This window comes from Scytonema sp. HK-05, assembly GCF_963872035.1.
Classification (GTDB): Bacteria; Cyanobacteriota; Cyanobacteriia; order Cyanobacteriales; family Nostocaceae; genus Kalymmatonema.
The window spans coordinates 87308-104698 of the sequence record NZ_CAWMYC010000147.1 but is presented as its reverse complement, the minus strand read 5'-3'; the positions used below and the strand labels follow the sequence as shown (position 1 = coordinate 104698).

14 protein-coding genes and 2 pseudogenes are annotated in these 17391 nt (G+C 43.3%); 7 read left to right on the top strand and 9 right to left on the bottom strand.

Annotated features, from left to right (window positions below; translation table 11 throughout):
• The first annotated feature begins 21 nt into the window (after positions 1 to 21).
• Positions 22 to 1269, top strand: a complete 1248-nt coding sequence (locus tag AACT52_RS33820) for a peptidoglycan-binding domain-containing protein (protein WP_083630059.1) — start codon at positions 22 to 24, stop codon at positions 1267 to 1269.
• Here AACT52_RS33820 and AACT52_RS33815 read toward each other — a convergent pair.
• A pseudogene (locus tag AACT52_RS33815) lies at positions 1250 to 1673 on the bottom strand (sensor histidine kinase); the annotation flags it as partial. The gene AACT52_RS33820 and the pseudogene AACT52_RS33815 overlap by 20 nt on opposite strands.
• Before the next feature lie 450 nt (positions 1674 to 2123).
• Between AACT52_RS33815 and AACT52_RS33810 the strand changes: the two are divergent.
• Positions 2124 to 3491: an NAD(P)/FAD-dependent oxidoreductase gene (locus AACT52_RS33810; RefSeq protein WP_073628198.1), complete on the top strand. Its 1368-nt coding sequence runs from the start codon at positions 2124 to 2126 to the stop codon at positions 3489 to 3491.
• Between the two features lie 368 nt (positions 3492 to 3859).
• Here AACT52_RS33810 and wecB read toward each other — a convergent pair whose 3' ends face one another.
• Both wecB and AACT52_RS33800 read right to left on the bottom strand, forming a co-directional pair.
• Positions 3860 to 4975 (bottom strand): non-hydrolyzing UDP-N-acetylglucosamine 2-epimerase, encoded by a 1116-nt coding sequence (gene wecB / locus AACT52_RS33805; RefSeq protein ID WP_073628196.1) that lies wholly within the window; start codon positions 4973 to 4975, stop codon positions 3860 to 3862.
• Positions 4976 to 5144: 169 nt separating this feature from the next.
• Complete coding sequence (locus AACT52_RS33800; protein ID WP_073628194.1) at positions 5145 to 5522, bottom strand: hypothetical protein; 378 nt, start codon at positions 5520 to 5522, stop codon at positions 5145 to 5147.
• 470 nt (positions 5523 to 5992) lie between these two features.
• Here AACT52_RS33800 and AACT52_RS33795 point away from each other — a divergent pair.
• Positions 5993 to 6118, top strand: a pseudogene (locus AACT52_RS33795) (type IV pili twitching motility protein PilT); the annotation flags it as partial.
• Positions 6119 to 6206: 88 nt separating this feature from the next.
• A complete protein-coding gene (locus AACT52_RS33790) occupies positions 6207 to 6968 on the top strand; it encodes a circadian clock KaiB family protein (protein ID WP_073628192.1) in 762 nt (253 codons plus the stop codon).
• Between the two features lie 72 nt (positions 6969 to 7040).
• On the opposite strand, the gene AACT52_RS33785 is transcribed toward AACT52_RS33790, so the two are convergent.
• Positions 7041 to 8000 carry an aldo/keto reductase gene (locus tag AACT52_RS33785; RefSeq protein WP_233153813.1) on the bottom strand — a complete coding sequence of 320 codons (960 nt, stop codon included), beginning with the start codon at positions 7998 to 8000 and terminating at the stop codon, positions 7041 to 7043.
• A 1712-nt stretch (positions 8001 to 9712) separates the two neighbouring features.
• On the opposite strand from AACT52_RS33785, the gene AACT52_RS33780 reads away from it, so the two are divergent.
• Together AACT52_RS33780 and AACT52_RS33775 are read left to right on the top strand one after the other, a co-directional pair.
• Positions 9713 to 11173, top strand: a complete 1461-nt coding sequence (locus tag AACT52_RS33780; protein ID WP_073628190.1) for a BCD family MFS transporter — start codon at positions 9713 to 9715, stop codon at positions 11171 to 11173.
• Positions 11174 to 11293: 120 nt separating this feature from the next.
• Positions 11294 to 12100 (top strand): inositol monophosphatase family protein, encoded by an 807-nt coding sequence (locus tag AACT52_RS33775; protein ID WP_073628337.1) that lies wholly within the window; start codon positions 11294 to 11296, stop codon positions 12098 to 12100.
• A 12-nt stretch (positions 12101 to 12112) separates the two neighbouring features.
• On the opposite strand, the gene AACT52_RS33770 is transcribed toward AACT52_RS33775, so the two are convergent.
• The gene (locus AACT52_RS33770; protein ID WP_443216604.1) at positions 12113 to 13015 is read right to left on the bottom strand and encodes a ChaN family lipoprotein; all 903 of its coding nucleotides are present in this window, start codon (positions 13013 to 13015) and stop codon (positions 12113 to 12115) included.
• Positions 13016 to 13232: 217 nt separating this feature from the next.
• Here AACT52_RS33770 and AACT52_RS33765 point away from each other — a divergent pair, with 217 nt between their 5' ends.
• Positions 13233 to 14186, top strand: coding sequence for an MDR/zinc-dependent alcohol dehydrogenase-like family protein (locus AACT52_RS33765; RefSeq protein WP_073628186.1), 954 nt, complete (start codon positions 13233 to 13235; stop codon positions 14184 to 14186).
• A 68-nt stretch (positions 14187 to 14254) separates the two neighbouring features.
• Here the strand turns inward: AACT52_RS33765 and AACT52_RS33760 are convergent, their stop codons facing one another.
• The 4 genes from AACT52_RS33760 to petP form a co-directional block, all read right to left on the bottom strand.
• A complete protein-coding gene (locus tag AACT52_RS33760; RefSeq protein WP_073628184.1) occupies positions 14255 to 14551 on the bottom strand; it encodes a hypothetical protein in 297 nt (98 codons plus the stop codon).
• A gap of 215 nt (positions 14552 to 14766) precedes the next feature.
• Complete coding sequence (gene chlG / locus AACT52_RS33755) at positions 14767 to 15807, bottom strand: chlorophyll synthase ChlG (RefSeq protein ID WP_073628182.1); 1041 nt, start codon at positions 15805 to 15807, stop codon at positions 14767 to 14769.
• A gap of 170 nt (positions 15808 to 15977) precedes the next feature.
• The gene (locus tag AACT52_RS33750) at positions 15978 to 17078 is read right to left on the bottom strand and encodes a Get3/ArsA fold putative tail anchor-mediating ATPase NosAFP (RefSeq protein ID WP_073628180.1); all 1101 of its coding nucleotides are present in this window, start codon (positions 17076 to 17078) and stop codon (positions 15978 to 15980) included.
• Between the two features lie 74 nt (positions 17079 to 17152).
• The gene (gene petP / locus AACT52_RS33745; protein ID WP_073628178.1) at positions 17153 to 17347 is read right to left on the bottom strand and encodes a cytochrome b6f subunit PetP; all 195 of its coding nucleotides are present in this window, start codon (positions 17345 to 17347) and stop codon (positions 17153 to 17155) included.
• Positions 17348 to 17391 lie beyond the last annotated feature (44 nt).

Sequence of the window (17391 nt, the reverse complement as noted above, 5' to 3'; positions counted from 1 at the left end):
TTCAGGACAAAGGAGAATATTGTGGAATATCTTGCTTATTCTCTCATGGATAGCAGCTACGCAAAAGTAACTGCAGATACCGAATTCTGTCTTCCTGAGTTTAAGCTCAGATTCAATTGGCACAAATATTTTAAATCTGCTAAGTTAACTTTCGCTATCATCAGTTCCTCGTTGGCAATTCTAGCTCAAGTCCAAGCAGGATGGGCAGCATACTCTGGTGCAGGTAGGTACTTTGTCAGGACTAATGGCAATTGTCTTAATGTCCGTACAGGTCCAAGCACCTACTATCGCTCTGTGAGATGTTACTCTAATGGCTCACAGTTGCCACGGGTTGTAGGATATAGAAATGGATTTGCTCGGTTGTCTACAGGTAATTACGTTGCTGCCAATTGGATTAACACGAGTTCCGATGGGAGATATACGAATGATCGCGGTATTGGCGGTAGCGTCATTCCAACAAGATCTACTGCTGATAATGGCATTGGCGGTAGCGTCACTTTAAGAAGAGGTTCTCGAGGTGAGGCTGTTAGACAACTTCAGACAGTTTTGGGTAATGTACCGGTAACTGGATACTATGGTCCGTTAACTGAAACAGCAGTCAGAAATGTCCAGACAAGAAACGGCTTGCTTGCTGATGGAGTCGCTGGACCGCAAACTCTCAGTTATCTGGGGTTGGGGAGTAATGTGGGTTTGGGGAATATTCCTACCACACCACCTGTAGAATATACTCCATATCCTACTGCTTACAATGACGACATAACTCTCAGACCAGCTTCTCGAGGCGAGGCTGTCAGACAACTTCAGAGAGTTTTGGGTAATGTACGGGTAACTGGATACTATGATACGGCGACAGAAAGAGCAGTGAGAAACTTCCAGGCAACAAGAGGCTTGCGTCCAACAGGAGTTGCTGATTCAGAAACTCTCAGTTCTCTGGGGTTGGGGACTTTTGCCACCCGTCCACCTGTATATGATCCTCAGTATCCCGCTCCTGCTAATTATGGCAATAGCGGTACCCTCACTCTCAGAAGAGGTTCTAGAGGTGAGGCTGTGGCAGAACTTCAGAGAGCTTTAGGTAACGTACGGCTAACTGGATACTATGATACGGCTACAGAAAGAGCAGTCAGAAACTTCCAAGCAAGTCTCGGCTTGCGTGCAAATGGAGTCGCTGGACCCCAAACGCTGAGTTATCTGGGGTTAGGGAATATTGGCACCCGACCATATTACAGAGATTATCCTGGGTATTCTGGTATTAGTGTTGGTGGTCGTTAATTGCCAAGAAGCTCTTGAAGTGACATATTGGAATTTCAATGACAAATTCAGTACCTTGACCCAATTCGCGAAAACAGAGCAGTTGACCACCATGTTTTTCAACAACAATTTGATAACTAATTAATAATCCTAAGCTTGTTCCGACACCAGCGGGTTTGGTAGTAAAAAACGGTTCAAAGAGCCGCTCTTTTACTTCTGGCTTCATTCCAGGTTCATTATCAGCAATGCTAATGGCAACACGTCCCTCATGAATATCCACCGCCTTCATTTGGGCTTGGTCATGACGGGAGAAATTTTGCGTTTTAACGAACAATTTCGCGTATGCGATCGGCTCCTACATTCATAGAAGACAGCAATTTTGGTATGTCTATTATCAAAAAATCTAAGTCAATTGCGGTAGCCTGCGGTATGTCGCTCTTGCGCCAGCGTTCGCTTCAGGTACGCGTCTACGTTTTTCCGTTATTACTGCGTAAGTCCTAAAAAAGTCGGGAGCTTTCCGGCTCCCACTCCGTGGCAATGCTATGCAGGGCACGCAAAGAGCGATCGCACATCCTCCTATCTGGCATAGAACTAGCGAGGCTGTCACTAGGGGCAAACTAAACCGTATAGTTAAATGTCGGTGGAATCATAAGCTTGCCGTAATGGCAAGCTTATGATTCCATTTTTGGTTGACGGCAAGATTATTGTCTCAGATTTACACGCCCGCGTTTATCAACTTTCTGCTTTAATTGCTGTACTTTAAACTACTTTTAGTATTTCTTCAAATGCCACAAATAAACAGCAGCCTTTATTCTAATTTTGCTAGATCTTTGTTAAGAAAGTTTACAATCCCTTAACGAAAGGAAATAGTTCTTATGGTAGTTGTACATGAGAATAATGCATTACATCACGTTGTAATCATTGGTGGAGGCTTTGGTGGACTGTATACAGCAAAGACTCTTGCCAAAGCGAATGTCAATGTTACTCTCATCGATAAACGTAACTTTCATTTATTTCAGCCGCTTTTATATCAAGTTGCGACAGGTACGCTATCACCTGCTGATATCTCTTCACCATTACGAGCTGTATTCAGAAAAAGTAAGAATACAAAAGTGTTGTTGGGAGAAGTAAATGATATTGATCCAGAAAGCAAAGAAGTTATTCTGCGTGATAGAACAATACCCTACGATACATTAGTTGTTGCTACAGGTGCTAACCATTCCTATTATGGTCACGATAACTGGAGACCATTGGCTCCAGGCTTGAAAATTGTTGAAGACGCCATAGAAATACGTCGCCGGATATTTTCGGCATTTGAAGCAGCAGAAAAAGAAACTGATCCCGAACTACGCCGTGCTTGGTTGACTTTTGTGATTGTCGGAGCGGGTCCCACTGGTGTAGAGTTAGCAGGTGCGATCTCAGAATTGGCATACAAAACTCTCAACGAAGATTTCCGCAACATCGACACCACAGAAACTAAGATTTTATTATTGCAAGGTGGCGATCGCATCCTCCCTCATATGGCACCACAGTTATCAGAAGTCGCAAAAGTATCTTTGCAAAAGTTGGGTGTGGATACCCAAACTAATACCAGAGTGACAAATATTGAAAATGATATCGTTACTTTCAAGCAAGGTGATCAAGTTCAAGAAATTGCCTCAAAAACTATATTATGGGCAGCAGGTGTGAAAGGTTCCTCTTTGGGGCAAGTTTTAGCAAACCGCACAGGTGTAGAGTGCGATCGCTCCGGACGTGTGATTGTAGAACCAGACTTGACGATTAAGGGTTATAAAAGCATCTTTGTCATCGGAGATTTAGGCAACTTCTCTCATCAAGATGGAAAACCCTTACCTGGTGTTGCACCCGTAGCCAAACAAGAAGGAGAGTATGTAGCTAAACTCATTAAAAAACGCCTTCAAGGTCAAACACTACCACAATTTCGTTACAATGACGTAGGTAGTTTGGCGATGATTGGCAAAAATTTAGCTGTTGTAGATTTAAGCTTTATCAAACTCCAAGGTTTCCTTGCTTGGATATTTTGGTTAGTCGTTCATATCTACTTCTTAATCGAGTTCGACACTAAATTACTAGTAGTATTTCAGTGGGCATGGAATTATCTCACTCGTAGTCGTCGCTCTAGATTGATTACAGGTCGAGAAGCTTTTGAAGAAGCGAAAACTGTTACCAACGATGTTCCTTCGACCACTATAAAAGTGCAAAAAGCTTACAAGGTAGGAGTCTGAAAAGATGGATACTTCACTAAAAATCTATACAAACTATTTTCATTTATAGGCTTTTTCTACTAATTTTAGTATGTAACAGAACTATAAACCCTATCCCCTAATTTTGACTAGGACAAGGAGAAGCGGTAGGTTGAGATGATGGAGTAGCAACAGGTGCATGAGCAACAAAATAGATTTGACCATCGGGGCTTGTACTATACCTTACGCTTCAACAATTAAAGGGATTATTTTGTTTTTCTTGTTGTTCCTTCCAACTTTATTGCTGTGTTTCTGCTCATGCTCCTCCTTGTTTTTTTTGTTCAGTAGCTCATGTCTTAATTAAATTAGTGGACAAACTGCCAAAAGTTTTACCTGAAGCCGTATGAGTTTTATAAGCAAAGCCCAAAGTAATTTTGCACAATTTGCAAAATTCGCTTTGCTGCATGACCATCCCCAAAGGGATTAATTGCGTTTGCCATCGTTTCATAAGCAGTTAAGTCAGATAGCAATTTCTCAGTAGTCGTGAATATTTTCTCTGGCTGAGTTCCCACAAGTTGAGCTGTACCGGCATTTACTGCTTCGGGTCTTTCTGTGGTTTCTCTCAAGACCAAAACTGGTTTTCCCAGGCTGGGTGCTTCTTCCTGCAAGCCACCAGAGTCAGTCAGCAAAAGATGCGATCGCATAATCGCTCCCACCAGTTGAGCATAATCTAAAGGTTCGGTTAAAAAAATTCGAGGATGATTGCCCAATAGTGCTTGCAACGGTTCTCGCACTGTCGGATTACGGTGCAATGGTAAAAGCAACGCTGTATCAGGAAATTTATCTAACACCCGCAAAAAGCCTTGAGCAATATCATGCAGTGGTTCTCCCCAATTTTCACGCCGGTGAACTGTCGCCAGCAAAACACGATATTTCCCCCATTCCAACCCAGGTATATCACAGACAGGAACGCTTGCAGCCACAGTTAACAACGCATCAATCACTGTGTTACCTGTCAGGTGAATTTCACCCAAAACCCCAGAACGTTGTAGATTTTCCACCGCTAAAGCAGTTGGCGCAAAGTGCAATTGAGTGAGTTGAGAAATCAGCCGTCTGTTGGCTTCTTCTGGATAAGGATTAAATAGGTCATCTGTTCTTAATCCAGCTTCTACATGTCCTACAGGAATTTTTTGGTAAAATGCAGCCAAAGTCGCGGCAAAAGCCGTCGTTGTATCTCCCTGCACGAGCACTAAATCTGGCTGATTCTGTTGGAATAATTCTTCCAAACCTCGTAAACTGCGGCAGGTAATATCACTAAGAGATTGCTTTGGCTGCATAATCTCCAAGTCATGATCCGCTTTGAGGTTGAACAGCCGCATCACTTGCTCAACCATCTCGCGATGCTGTCCTGTCAGAATCACTTGAGTGTCCAGACTTGAGGAGTTTTGGAAAACCTGAATGACCGGAGCGAGTTTGATTGCTTCCGGACGCGTACCCAATATAATGTAAATTTGCTTTTTAGTCATGAGTCATTAGTCAATGGTCAATAGTCAATAGTTAACAATTAATAATTCATAGTCAATGGTCAATAGCCTGAAACTTTTGACTATGGATTTTGGACTCTTGACTCATAAAGCATGAAAAAACCCGGCTTAACCGGGCAGATGTACTGTTTGTCGAATTAAGGAGTGATGGTTACGGTTCAATTTCACAAGTTAAAGGACAAGCAGCGTAAACGGTAGTCGTTTGCATATTTTCTGCTTCTCCATGCAGCCAACTCAACCATTGGACTTCCTTGGGATGGACTCCTTTAAGAGTTAGCACTCCAGCAGCCATCACAACTGCCATCACATTAAACATGATTAAACCACCTGCAACAAGCAAAACCGCACTAACAGGCATCACCGATTCCAAAACAATTGACAACAGACATCCGACCGTAGCCATCAACACAACTAAAGGAAAACCGACAACCAGTAAGCATACTGCCAATGTAAAAGTCCATATTAAAAAACTTTTGATCATCAACAATGAGTAGGTCTTGCCTAAATTAGACGTTTGAGACAAAGCCATGACTTTTTCTCCTATTCTCCAAATACAAAACAAACGAAACAAAAACTTAAATTCAGAAATGTCTAGCTCATCATGAGCGGGATCAACGATTAGTAGTTCAGTATATAAAAACCAACTGAGAAGATGAGCATTTATTTAATAAACTTTACAGTTAATTTTTCGCAATTATGGGAATAAATCTAGTGAATATTCTGATATAAAACTTGTTTTTCGCATCTACCTTCAGGTATATAAGCTAAAAAGCAACAACTCTAAACGTTTATTTCAACAAGTTTACTTCTCGTATGCTTAACATTTCTTTTCAAACTCTAGGGTGTTTCTCATAATTCACCAATGCTCTTGAACAGATTATATGTTGGTGATTTTGCCGTTGCTAGATAAACAGTCGTCTACACTCTTGGTGGCGGGTTTGAATCCCCCACTCATCGCATTGCTGTGTTCTGCGTTCTGCGTTCTGAGTTCTTCTTCAAGGCATGATTATTATGAATCAGTCTCTGCTCAACCTCTACCAAGAGGGTGACATCACTGAAAAAACAGCCTTGGAGATATCACCCACTCCCAACGAGATGGCGCAATTTCTCTGTGGTAGAGTTTAAGTGTTGAGAATTATGAACTATAAATTATGAATGATAAAAAATTTCATAATTCATAATATATAATTCATGATTTTCTCCTAATAGACCCTTGACACTTGACAAACCACCTCTACCCCAACTGTTTAAAGGCATTGCGCTGTTTACACCTGGAGGAGATTTAATTTACTGTATCGACCCCAGTAAGCAAGGTCGATGGCATTTACATTTGTGCGCTATGTTGCAGGAAATCCTAGACTTACCAGAACCGCCTCACTTTTTAGTACCATGCTACACAGCGACCATAGACCATTGGTTAGATCCGCGCACCCAACAAATCCAGACTTTTGCCGAAGCTTATCCGGCAGTTATGCGACATCAAGCTGTCCTTAACGCTATTTTTGGTACAGGGGAGCTAGCATGGCAATCTACACCTTGGCAGGAGGGGTTGTGCGATCGCCTGGTATTGGCAACATATCGCTCCACATTTCCCCAGCTTTGGGAAGATCACGACTTGGTTATGCGTCTCGACTTTGGTGATCCAACTCCTTCGTACTATCAACCAGTCACATCCGCACAACAGCCTCAATCAAAAACAAAGGGGTATGTTCTCCGCTTATTTGTTGCAGGACATAGTGCTGCCACTGAACGCATTTTAAAAAATTTACACGAACTTTTAGAAAGATATCTTGGCAACCCTTATACTCTAAAAGTCATTGACGTATTAACAAATCCAGAACAAGCAGAATCCGATCAAGTTTCTGCAACTCCCACCCTCGTTAAAGTTTGGCCTCAGCCTATACGGAGAATTGCTGGGGATTTGGATAATGTAGAAAAAATTTTACAGATGTTAGCTGGTCAGGAAAACTCGTAAATCAAGTTAAAAGTAAAAAGTAAAAAGTTAAAACAAAGAAATAATTTCTTTTAACTTTTTACTTGGTTCTTTTTATTTGTAAGGACGACTCACTTCCTCTAACTGCTTAATTTCATCATCGCTCAATTTCCAACCCAAAGCGCCTGCATTCTGTTTTACCTGTTCGGCTGTTTTCGCGCCAGCAATAGGAATGACGTTTCCTTGATCAATTAACCACCTCAAGGCAACTTGGGCTGGCGTGCGATCGTGCTTGTCTCCTAACTGGCGTAGCAAAGATATCACAGGCTCAAGTTTCTGCAAGCCTTCTTTACTAAATTTGGGGTCTATCCTTCTGCCATCTTTAGGAGTGTTGACGCTATCGGCGGTGTATTTGCCAGTCAGTAAACCTTGCGCTAAAGGACTATACGCCAAGATTGTTACACCTAACTCACGGGCTGTTTGGAGAATACCATGTGTTTCAATCTGGCGAGTGAGCAGAGAGTAACGTACTTGGTTCACAGCCAAAGGCACTCCACGGGCAGCTAGTATTTGGTGCGCTTCCCGCATTTGCTGTGCCGAGTAATTACTAACACCTACTGCTTCAATTCTGCCGCGCTTCACCTCATCTGCAAGAGCATTCATCAAGGTTTCTTGGCTCATAAAGAAGGTAAAGGGCCAATGCACTTGATACAAAGCGACTCGCTCTAATTGTAGGCGTTTGAGACTATCTGTGAGGGCATCGGCGACAGACTGACCCAGAAATCGCCAGGGAACTGGACCGTATTTGGTTGCAATCTGCACCTGTTTGTCGGTTTTCTGCAAGAATTGCCCCAAAAATTCCTCTGAAAGTCCAAATCCGTAAATTTCAGCCGTATCAAAGAAGGTGACACCAACCTCCAAAGCTGCTGTAAAAGCTGCTTGCAATTGTTCGGGACCATAGTGGTTGCCATAATTCCAAAAGAGTTTATCACCCCATGCCCAAGTCCCAATGCAAAGAGGTGTAACAGCCGGACCATTTTGCCCTAGTGTGATGGTTTCTGTAATGGTTTCCACGTTTACAACATTAAATTTCTTTACAGTTCTTTACTTTTCAGTGTATTGTAAAACTTTTCTCAAAATATCTCTCAGAGTGTAGACAAATGATGCGCTAGCCTTTAATGTTCAAATCCTCGTGAGCAATAATGCCATATAGCAATCCTATTTGATTTGTGTAAAAGTACCTGCGCTAAGCGCATAAATCACCCATGCTTGGATACCCGACAACTTTTGCGAAGTCGGGTATCTTGTTGTTTATGTCTCTCTATTTTTTTATACAAGCTTTTTGTGTGCCGTGACCGTCCAACAGTCGCCAGCTTTAGTCTAAAGCCCAGTTAAACGAGCTTAGAGAGATGATTGGCATAATCTTCCCTCAATAGAGATGGAAGCATCATACCGCTAGGTGGGTACACATTGATTGTGGATGTACAAATTTTGGGTATCCAGATATTAAGTAAGGGGTACTGAAAGACGAATAGGCGGGCGAAAGGCGGTGAGCTTTTCGGAATGTTGGCAAATCACCTTGTAGTCCTTATCATCAAAAGCCCCTAAGCATGGCGTCAAAAGGCTCAAGTAATTATTGAACTAATACCAACCACGAACTCACAAAAATAGCTATGGCAACTGAAAAACAAGACATCTTAACAATTACAAAAAATTATCTTAAAGCCATAGAAGAAGGTAAAACAGCGGATGAACTTGCTGCTGATACAAATGATTGATCTCTAATTCTTTCCCCCTACCCCCTGCTGCCTATTTGTATCAACCTTAAAGTGAAACGGTATTACCGCCCCAACTGCATAAGTCAACTTTGCCTGCAATTAATAATTATTGCTGGCTGCAAGCTATACAACACCGTTGGTTGCACCTCTTCCATAAGGAAGGGGTTTATTTTTTGGGCGATCGCTACTCACACGCCTCCCATCACCCTCGCATCTCTTTCTGTGCAGTGACCTTTCCGGAATGCTGAGCTACTGAAACTTAACTCTATATTTACCAACCGTTTACTAACAGGCTATATTTTACTTTTATGGAGGGGAAAACCTTTGCCATCGCACCTGCTGCGATAGCAAGCGCGGTTTTCTATAACAAAGCACCCGCAAAACCAAGGAGTATCTACCCCCTTCATTACCAGATCATCAGGGTTTCGTCTACCTTTCTTCATCCACAAGATGCTAGTACTTGTCATTCTTTATGTTAAGAATTTATTTAAAGTCACTAAAAGAATATTGATACACCGAATATGTTTGCCCACATATGCCACTACATCCAATGTTTGCAAGCGTTGAGGGTGATATCTAAAAATTAACCCCAGGTGAACTGGGGTTAATTTTTACTCATTTTCTTGGCGAGATTCCCTATTCCCTAACGGTCACTAGGGTGGTTATATGACAAGAGAAAACGTTCAATAAGCCCCAGGAATCTGGGGTTTTCTTATGAAAGGATAAATAATAGCAGTCGTCTTTACGTTTGTCTAGGAAACGCTGCTACAAAAAAACCACTAAAATACCCAAGCTTTGCCAGTGCCTCATTCGGACTTCGGCGTGAGCTCAGTCGAACGCTGAGCGCGGTTCGGAGTTCGGCGAGCTTACTCGAGCCGCTGATCTCACAGTCGTTGCCTCACGGCGAAGCCTTGGGCAATCGCTTATGACAGTTGCGTAAGTCCTGATTTATCTTGGTTATAAAACCGATGAAAAATCAAATTATATATTCCCTGTAAGAAAGTAGCTATGGCAAGCGGAGATTTATTTGATTCCCAGGGAAATTCCCTGGCGATGCCAAAGGTTAATGTGTTGACCATGTTTCGGCTTGGCTTATTTCAGATGGGGCTAAGCATGATGTCTATCCTGACTCTGGGGGTGCTCAACAGAGTCATGATTCAGGAAATAGCCATTCCGGCGACGCTGGTAGGGGCAGTGCTAGCAATACAGTTATTTGTTTCTCCTTCTCGGGTTTGGTTTGGTCAAATGTCCGATGCCAAGCCAATATGGGGCTACCACCGCACGGCTTATGTATGGGTGGGAGCGGCGATATTTGCTGTCGCCTCATTTTTAGCTGTGCAGGTGTTATGGCAACTGAACACTGTCGTCAGCAGTGCAGGTGGTTGGGCATGGACAACTCAAACAATGAGCTGGATTGCTCTTCTAGCTTTGGTTTTCGCTTTATACGGTCTGGCAATTTGTGCAAGCAGTACTGCCTTTGCCGCTTTGTTGGTTGATATCTCTGAAGAAGACAACCGTTCCAAAGTTGTCGGTGTTGTTTGGTCGATGCTGCTGGTGGGGATTATTGTAGGGGCAATTATCAGTTCTAGTTTGCTCAAGCAATTAACACCCGAGGCAGCGATTGCCCAAGAGGCACTGGCGGAGCCAATCGCCACATTACAAGCATCAGTCAATCGGCTGTTTCTCATCGTACCAGCGATTGTATTTGCGTTGGCGATTATAGCGACCTTTGGTGTAGAAAAAAAGTATTCCCGGTATACCACTCGTTCCACAGCCATCAACCGAGAAGACAGTATTACCCTTGGCGCAGCTTGGCGAATACTAACAGCTAGTCCGCAAACAGGTTTATTTTTCACCTTTTTAGTGGTGATGACACTGGGCTTATTTATGCAAGACCCGATTTTAGAACCTTATGCGGGTCAGGTCTTTCGGATGCCTCTAGCAGAAAGTACTAAACTGAATGTTTTTTATGGCACAGGTACACTGATTGCCTTTGGCGTCGGGGGCTTTTTGATTGTGCCGCGTTTAGGTAAGCAAAGAACTATACGCCTTGGTTGTATGTTAGTGGCACTGTGTGCAGGATTACTTGGGATATCAGGATTTTCTGCTAATCCAGCGTTACTCAAGCTCGCTTTGGTATTGTTCGGTTTAGCAACTGGTATTCTAACGACTGCCGCAGTCACCTTGATGCTGGATCTTACAGCGCCTGAAACCTCAGGAACGTTCATTGGTGCTTGGGGACTAGCGCAATCTGTGGCGAGAGGAACGGCTGTAGCTGCAGGTGGTGCCATTTTGGATGTAGGACGTAAGTTGCTGCCCAACTTGGTGCTAGCCTATGGACTGGTGTTTGCCTTAGAAGCCGCATTAATGCTGCTGGCGATTTGGTTTCTAAACCGTCTGAATGTGAGAGAATTTCAGACAAACGCCAAACAGGCGATCGCATCTATTTTACAAAGCGAACTTGATTAAAAATATTCGTTTGCTTCAAATCCTCAATAATAATTGAGAAATGGGAATTGAAATTAGGGAACTGGTCTTTTTATGCATTCCCTATTCCCTATTCCTTATTCCTCATTCCCTATTCCTCAAATGACTGAATTTTGGACAACGATTCTCGATTTTGCCCAAACCACTACCGCAAGAGTGGGAAAGCAGTTAATGCAAGATTTTGGGCAAGTGCAAGCTCTGCAAAAAGCTGATGGCACTTTGGTAACGCAAGCGGATAAATGGGCGGATCAGGAAATACGGGACGCCATAGCATCTACTTTCGCTGGTTACGGTATCTTGAGTGAAGAAGGCGACAAGGTTTTTCCTGGTACCGAATGGTGCTGGGTCATTGACCCCTTGGACGGTACAACTAACTTTACTCGTGGGATTCCCATTTGGTCGATTTCCCTCGGTTTGCTGTATCAAGGCACACCAGTTTTTGGCTATGTCTACGTGCCGCCATTGAATCAAGCTTTTCACGGCTACTGGGGAGGTATACCTGAGTTAGAAGCACCAACTGGCGCTTTTCTTGATCGCCATCCTATTTATACCAGTAATGACGATCCAAGTGGAAACCACTTCTTCAACCTCTGTTCGCGCAGCACCGCAGCGATACAGAAAGACTTTCCCTGCAAAATTCGGATGCTGGGTGTTGCTAGCTATAATTTCCTGACGACTGCTGCTGGCGCAACATTAGGTGGTATTGAAGCTACACCAAAAGTTTGGGATATAGCGGCTGCTTGGGTGATTGTCCAAGCTGCTGGGGGAAGTTGGCGATCGTTAAAGTCGGAACCGTTTCCTTTAATAGCAGGGGAAGATTATACGACTCGTTCTTTCCCTACTTTAGTTGTAAGTCGAAAAGAATTGATTCCGGTTTTTGCTCCGTTTGTGGAGAAGGTGAAGATTTGAACCGCCAAGCACTCAAGGAAGTTTCTCCCCCTGCAATATAAAATTTGCTATTGCTTTTTTCTCTTTAGGTTGTGTCTCATCGGGCGGACTGAGCAAGACAGAACGCTGAGTGAATTTTTCAGCCTTGAGGCGACGGGCAACGCGGCTAGGGATACCATAGCCATAAATGATATGTCCCTGTCCAGCTAACACGATAACTTGATAATTTGGGCGAGTTTTAACAAATTTGGCAATTCCTTCTGCCATTGTTTCATCCCACAAAACTTGCGCCTGGAAAAACTTTTCCACGTCTACACTGTTACCATGATTACCAGCTTGATGTTGTTGAAAGGCTGCTTGCAACTGTTGGCGATATTCCTCGTTATCTGTACGAATTTCTGACAAGGGTGGAATTAATTTTTGTTCAGATAATGTTAGACTTTCTAAACCTTCCCGGGCAACTTTGCGGGTAATTTCTGAAGGTGTGTTTAAAGCTATAATGGAAAGTTGTTTTTCTTTAGCAAACTTAATAATTGGCGCGTAATTTTCCCAAGGAAAACCCCAGCGTTTTTCATATTCACTTTTCTCTATGAGTTCTTTTTCAGTAAGTTTTCCTGCCAGATATTGATTGATAACCTCTTGATAAGGTCGTTGAAACATTTCCATTGCAATACCAATTTTAGGATTGCGTTTGTAGAGTTCTTGAATTATTTTTAGCTGGTTTTGGTGGTCTTCTTTATTTTCATGATTTTCCCCTAAATAGACAACATTTGCTGGTTTTAATTCCAAAAGCATCTGTTCAAAGCTAGAGATATAATTTTTCGGGTTTCCACAAGTTTTCTCCCAGTCTTTAAAGGTAAAATCTCTATTACTAGGAGTGGTGAAAACCAATTTAGGTGGGCAGGCATTGTTTATTGTTTCAGCATAAGTAGGCAAGGTGCTTAAGAGAAAGTAAAAGGTAAAAGGCAAAAGGTAAAAAAATAATGTTTTCCTTTTTCCTTCTTTGTTTTTCGTTCTTAAATTTCTCTGTTTATGGGCTACTATTTGTACGGATGCCTGTAACTTATTTTTTATATACTTTGTCATTTTTCTGTGTCACGCTGGCTTTAAGGATAATAATAAACATCAGATTGCACCACACCGAAGATGTAATATGCAAGGACTCTGGCTCGAAAACAATCAACTGCAACTACGTACCGACATTGCCATTCCTGAACCGCCACCAGGAGAAGCTTTGGTGCGTGTTCTCTGTGCTGGTATCTGTAACACTGACCTAGAACTGAAGAGAGGTTATTATCCGTACACTGGCATTTTAGGACATGAGTTTGTCGGTGTTGTCGAACAAGGACCAGAACACCTAGTTAACCAGCGAGTTGTTGGAGAAATCAATGCTGTTTGCGGGCGATGTAGGTTCTGTCGTAGCGGACAACCAACTCATTGCGAAAATCGCACTGTCCTTGGCATTGTCAACCGTAACGGAGCTTTTGCTGAATATCTCTGTTTGCCAATAGAGAATTTGCATCCTGTACCTAACAATATTCCCACAGAAGTCGCAACTTTTACCGAACCTTTAGCAGCGGCGCTGGAAATTCAGCAGCAGGTTGAGTTGAGTTCAAATGACCGGGTGCTTGTTGTTGGGGATGGTAAGCTGGGAATACTGGTAGCGCAAACAATAGCTTTAACAGGCTGCGACCTTTTGGTGGTGGGGCGTCATCGAGACAAACTCGCTCATTTAGAGGCACGAGGTATCAAAACTGGCTTTGCTGATACAGTGACAGATAGAGCTTTTGATATTTCCGTAGAGTGTACTGGTAACTCGGAAGGCTTTGCACTTGCTCGCCGTGCCTTGCGTCCACGTGGTACTCTGGTACTTAAAAGTACCTACGCTGGCAACCTCAGCCTTGATGCTTCCTCTCTAGTGGTGGATGAAATTACTCTCATTGGCTCCCGTTGTGGTCCCTTTGCACCTGCACTAGATCTGCTACAACAAGAAAAGGTGGATGTAAAATCCCTGATTAATGCCCGCTATCCTCTCGCTGATGCGCTTACTGCTTTTGAACGCGCTCAGACAAAGGGGGTTTTAAAGGTATTGTTAGAAATTGGTTAATGATTAATTGTTAGTAGTTAGTGGTTAGTAGTACTTTTTAACAACCAACAACCAACTACTAACAATTCCTAGTAAAGTAAAGGATTCGTCTTTGGTTGATAATCCATACAATTGATCGCATCTTCTGTATTGGCAACAGAGGGACGAACGGTGCATTTAAGATGGTAATCATTGGTAAAATACTGGCAGCCTGTACAAGGTATTTGATGCATTTGCTGCGCTATACTGACACTATCTCGTGCTGCCGTCCACATACTCCAGGCAACCAGAATAATGAGTGCCCAAGCAGAGAAAAAGCAAATAGGGATTATCAAAGGCTGAACAAAATGAATGAAATGAAACAGATAATACAGTAGTTGTAACACGGCAAGTCCTGACAAAAGTTACGAGTCTTCATTTTTAAGTTAGGAGTTAGGAGCTTTTCATTTTGACTCCTCACCCAACGGGAGAGCCAGTCGCTGTGAGTTCGGGAAACCCTCCTGCATAGCGCTGGACTCACCGTCATTGGCACTGATCTCACTATTTACTCTTAACTGTTACTTTTTTCCTTACTCCTAACTTCTCACTTTAGAGGTATAAGTTAAATACCAGCATGACCAATTGCTAAACCAGCAATGAGCATTCCTATGACTAGGAATGGTTGGGCGCTTGCTTGGTATTTGACATCATTTTTTAAGGGATCACGCAGGAAATACATATCTTGGAAGGTGATTTGCGGGATGACGAGTAGTAGTAGAATTGCTGCGTACAAATTCTCGTGGATGTAGATGAGATAACCAGCGATCGCCGCTTGAAAGACATCAATCATCACCACACAAATCCAAGCGGCGGTGGTAACACCAAACATCACAGGTAATGATTTTAATCCGAACTTGCGATCGCCTTCTATACTCTTGAAGTCATTGACAATGGCAATACCCAAACCAGCCAAACTATAAACCACGGTGAGAACCACAATTTTCCAATTGAGTTCACCAAATAAAGCATGACCAGTACACCAAGGCAAGGCGATGTAGCTTGCACCAAGGGCATAAGTACCTAACCAACCGTTCTGTTTTAGCTTCAAAGGTGGTGCAGAATATATGTATGCCACGAAGGAACCTAGCAAAGCTAGCACCGTGATGATGGGGAAGTCATGACCTGCCCAAACATCCAAAACAAATGCTATGGCAACACCAGCAACAAGTAATACCCAAATCTGCGTAATAACCTGGGGTAAGGGAATTGCTCCGGAGGGAATGGGACGATACGGTTCGTTGATGGCGTCAATTTCGCGATCGTAGTACTCATTCAGGGTTTGCGTGTAACCCGTCATCAACGGTCCTGCTAGCAACATACACGTTGCTGCCTTCAACACATTTTCCAGCGTCCATGTGTACTCGCCGGAAGAAGCCGCACCGCAAACTACGCCCCAGATCAGGGGAATCCAGGTAATAGGTTTCATCAGTTGCAGGCGGATTTTCCAAATTGAGGTTTCTCCAGCCGCTGCACCTTTCATACCCAGCAGTTGCCTGGTTTTGGCACTACGATCTATAGCAGCTTTGACGGACTCTGTTGGTGTTACTGAGTCTAGTGGTTGAGGTGAATTTGGATCTGGCGTAATCGGAGTTGATTCAGACATAAGGCGTACACGTTAATTGGTTATTGGGAATAAGGAATAGGGAATTGTTAGTTGTACCAGACGTGCCATGGCACATCTCTACATTAGTTGTTTGTCAAAAAGTGCCACTCACCATTAACTATTAACGTTAACTATTAACGTTTCCCTATACCCCATTCCCTTCCTAATACCTAAAAGGAGATTATCAAATAATTATTTTGAAACTTTGCTCCAGTGATAGATCTGCCACTTAAGGCAGGAGGTAGGAAGATATTACGCCGTTGGTCTCCTGCTTCCACAGTGACTTCTGGACCATACTGAGTCAGTTTGACCTGTTTTTTGTCAAAACCAGGCAAAAATAGGCGTACCTGACGCGTCTGAACGTCTACTTCTATAGGCTTGGGAGCTTGTACCGCTTGCGCTACAAAGTTAGGTAGGGCATCAATAAGCGGTTGCCAGTCACCCAGTTTTGCGTCTGGAACAACACTCACTGGCAAGGGAGTAAATTCTTCGCCTAGAGCAACATTTGTGTCAGAAGATACAAGGATAACGCCGCCAACAGTGAGACCAACTTGTTGGGCACCACCCCAAAGATAGCGGGTTGTAGCCACTTCCACAGGATCATTGGTAGTGACTAGGAAAGCAGCAATGTGTTTGGGATCAGCAAGGGCGGCTTTTCCCTTGTCCAAAATATTATTAATTTTGTTGGTGGGTTGGGAGAAGTTATCTGATGTCCAGTTGACGTTGAAAAACGTGCTAATGAGCGGTTGAATCAAGGGCGATTCGGAAATTGTTTTTCCTAAGTCGGAATTGATAAACAATTGGTAAAACCGCCGCACATACCAACTGAGAGACTCTGGCATTCCCAACATCCGCACGGTGGAAGAGTCGCCTGAGCCATCATAGACGATCGCGTCATATTTGCCGCTTTCGTCGTACTCTCGAATAGCATTCAAAGCAAGAGCGGTGTCCATCCCGGGCAAGACTGCCAATTCTTGACCATAAATCTCTTTGAGGATAGGCGTGCGGAGGTATTGACTCTCAAGTTTTTTCACTTCCTCCCAGCTACGTTCTAGCAGCACTGCTGTTTGGAACTGCACAACTTGGAGATTGGGACCAATTTCTTGGGGATCAGGACCAAGAGTTGCTCCCAGCAGGATTGACAATGCTGGTTCTGCTTGTCCAGCCAGGAGAACACGCTTGCCTTGACTTGCCAATAATTTGGCTGCGGCGATCGCAATTTTCGTGCGATCGCTGCCGCCTTTGCCCAAAAATGTCAGTATCAGGGCCATTACTTGATTCCTATGTTTACCGCTGGTTTTTTCAACTCCAACTTAGCACTCGGCTTGTTTTAGTAGCTTCTCTCCTACTGCACGAGTTTGAGCTCATCTTCAAAAAACCAAGTGGCAAAATTATCCTCAAACTTGACCACAACGCCAACACCGCTACTATCAGTCATTTTGAAGCCTTCGATGGTGCCGACTTGTCCTAGCTTTTTTACAACAGGGGGAGATACGCGATCGCGCAAACGAACGACTTTAACTTTTTGTCCGATTTCCATGCCAACTTACTACACAACAAACCAAGACTCAGTGTAGCTGAATG